This window comes from Aquipuribacter hungaricus, assembly GCF_037860755.1.
Lineage (GTDB): Bacteria > Actinomycetota > Actinomycetes > Actinomycetales > JBBAYJ01 > Aquipuribacter > Aquipuribacter hungaricus.
The window spans coordinates 1-2,974 of sequence record NZ_JBBEOI010000336.1 but is presented as its reverse complement, the minus strand read 5'-3'; the positions used below and the strand labels follow the sequence as shown (position 1 = coordinate 2,974).

The 2,974-nt window shown below is 77.8% G+C and carries 3 protein-coding genes; all 3 read left to right on the top strand.

The features are described from left to right. Nucleotides 1–691: cytochrome c oxidase assembly protein (locus tag WCS02_RS19205; protein ID WP_340295889.1), on the top strand; the 691-nt coding region annotated here is incomplete at its 5' end. Between the two features lie 50 nt (nucleotides 692–741). Further along, nucleotides 742–1,596 (top strand): DUF72 domain-containing protein, encoded by an 855-nt coding sequence (locus tag WCS02_RS19200; protein WP_340295888.1) that lies wholly within the window; start codon nucleotides 742–744, stop codon nucleotides 1,594–1,596. A gap of 121 nt (nucleotides 1,597–1,717) precedes the next feature. Next, nucleotides 1,718–2,974 (top strand): RecQ family ATP-dependent DNA helicase (locus WCS02_RS19195; protein WP_340295887.1); only part of this gene is annotated, 1,257 nt, incomplete at its 3' end.

The following is a 2,974-nucleotide window of genomic DNA, read 5'->3' as shown; positions in this document are numbered from 1 at the left end:
CGCCGCTGCGGTGCCCGACCACGCGGCCCACGGGTCCGCGGTCGCCGGGCCGGCGGGCCACGCGGCGGCGCACGGGGCGGTGGCGCACATGGTCCAGCACGTCCTGCTCGGGATGGTGGTGCCCGTGGCGGTCGTCGCCGCGTCACCGCTGCGGCTGCTGCTCGCGCTGTCGCCGACCCGGTCCCGGCGGCCGTTGGCGCGGGTGCTCCGCAGCCGGGCCGTCCACGTGCTCTCGCACCCGGTCGTCGCGGCGGTGCCCGTCCTCGTCGGGCTGCACGTGCTCCTGCTCACGCCGCTGTACGCGGTGTCGCTGCAGGTCGGCTGGGTGCACGGCCTCGTGCTCGCCCACACCCTGCTCGCGGGGACGTGGTCCGCGCTGACCCTGGTCGGCGGGGACCCGGCGCCGGCGCGCTCCTCGCCGGCGGTCCGGCTCGGGACCCTGGCGGTCCTCGCGGGGGCGCACGCGCACCTGGCGACGCTGCTCTACGCGCGGGCACCGGCGCTGCCGCCCGGGGCGCCGTCGTCCGCCGAGGAGCTCCGCGACGCCGCGCTGGTCCTGTACCACGCCGGGGACGCCGCCGAGCTCCTGCTCGCTGCCGCCGTCGTGCTCGCCTGGTACCGGGCCGGCGCGGGACGGGCCCGTCGCGCCGCCCGGCCGGGAGCCGCCGGGCTGGTCGCGGCTCCCGGCTGACGGCGCTGCGCCGTCTGGCTCCGGGCGCCCCGGCTGCGGGACGATCAGCCGTGCCCGATACCCGGATCGGCATCTCGGGCTGGACCTACCGGCCCTGGCGCGGCGTGTTCTACCCGCCCGGCCTCCGGCAGGCCGACGAGCTCGCCTGGGCCTCGCGCCGGCTGCGCAGCATCGAGGTCAACGGCTCGTTCTACGCGCTGCAGAAGCCGGACAGCTACCGCGCCTGGTCCGCCGCGACCCCCGAGGACTTCCTGCTGTCGGTCAAGGGCCCGCGGTTCATCACCCACATGAAGAAGCTCGCCGACGTGCGGGTGCCGCTGGCCAACTTCCTCGCCTCGGGGCCGCTCGCCCTGGGGCCCAAGCTCGGACCGGTGCTGTGGCAGCTGCCCCCGACGCTCGGCTTCGACGCGGCCCGCCTGGAGGCGTTCCTGCGGCTGCTGCCGCGCACCACGACCGAGGCCGCCGTGCTGTCGCAGGAGCACGACGCCCGCCTGGAGGGACGTGCTTGGACGACGACGGACGCCGAGCGGCCGCTGCGCCACGCGGTCGAGGTCCGGCACGCCTCGTTCCTGGACCCGGGGTTCGTCCGGCTGGCCCGCGACCAGGACGTCGCCGTCGTCGTCGCGGACACCGCCGGGCGCTGGCCGATGATCGACGAGAACACCTCGGGGCTGGCGTACGCCCGGCTGCACGGGGAGTCCGAGCTGTACGTCAGCGGCTACGACGACGTGTCGCTCGAGCGGTGGGCGCAGCGGGCCCGCCGGTGGGCCGAGGACGGCCGGGACGTCGTCGTCTACCTGGACAACGACGTCAAGGTCCGCGCCCCGTTCGACGCCATGGCGCTGGCGGAGAGGCTCGGGGTCTCCCCGCCGCCGCCGGACGGGGGTCCCGCGCCCCGCGCCTGAGCCCGGCTGCGGGCGACACGCCCGGGGGTCGGGAGGCAGGTGTCGGCCCCGGCACCCCGGGGTACCCGCCGCTCCCCGAGGACGGAGCAGTGCCTCGGCAGGACGACACCGAGGAGCACCCGTGGCCCGCACCGCCCCCCGCGCGACCCGCACCACCACCGGCACCGCCCGCGCCACGACGACCGGGCAGGCCTCCGTCACGCTCCTCCCGGCCGGCCCCGACGCCGAGGCGCTGGCCGCGGCCACCGTCGCGGTCCTGGGCGAGGGGGCGCAGCTGCGCGACGACCAGGCTCGCGCGCTGGCGGCGCTCGCCCGCACGGACACCCTGCTGGTCGCCCGGTCGGGCCTGGGCAAGACCGCCGTCTACGACATCGCCTCCCGGCTGCGGCCGGGCCTCGCGGTCGTCGTCTCGCCCACCCTGTCGCTCCAGCGCGACCAGGTCGCCTCCCTCGAGGGCACCGGGCGGGAGGCACGCCTGCTCAACTCCACCCTCGGCGACGCCGCGCAGCGCCGGACCCTGGAGGAGGTGGCCTCGGGTGAGGCGGACGTCCTGCTCCTGGCCCCCGAGCAGCTGGGCCGCGACGCCGTCGTCGAGGCGCTGTCGAAGGCGGACGTCGGGCTCGTCGTCGTCGACGAGGCGCACTGCGTGAGCGAGTGGGGCCACGACTTCCGTCCCGACTACCTGCTGCTGGGGGCCGCGGTCGAGCGGCTGGGCCGCCCGCGCGTGCTCGCCATGACCGCCACCGCGTCCCAGCACGTCCGCGAGGACATCCTCGGCAGGCTGGGGCTCGACGGGGCCGAGGTCGTCGTCGGCGACGTCGACCGGCCCAACATCCACCTGGCCGCGCAGGACGTCGGCGACGCCCGCCGCGCCGAGGAGGCCGTGCTCGCCGCCGTCGCCGCCCGGCCGGGCGCGACCATCGTCTACGCGCAGACCCGCGCCCACGTCGAGCGCCTCGTGGAGGCGCTGCGGGGGCAGGGCGAGCAGGCCGAGGGCTACCACGCCGGCATGTCCGCCCGGCGACGTGACCAGGTGCAGGACGACTTCGTCGGCGGGCGCGGCGACGTCGTGGTGGCGACGTCGGCGTTCGGCATGGGGATCGACCGCCCGGACGTGCGCCTGGTGGTCCACGCCGGCCCGTCGCCGTCGCTGGACGCCTACTACCAGGAGGTCGGGCGGGCCGGGCGGGACGGCGAGCCGGCAGCCGCGCTGCTCGTGCACCGGGCGGAGGACTTCGCCCTCGGGCGCTACCTGCGCTCCTCCGGCGGGCCGCGCCCGGCCACGCTGCGCTCGGTCCTGCACGCCCTGGCCGAGGACGGCCCCCTCGCCCGGCGCGACCTGGCCGGGCAGGCCGGCCTGGCCCCGCGCACGGTGTCG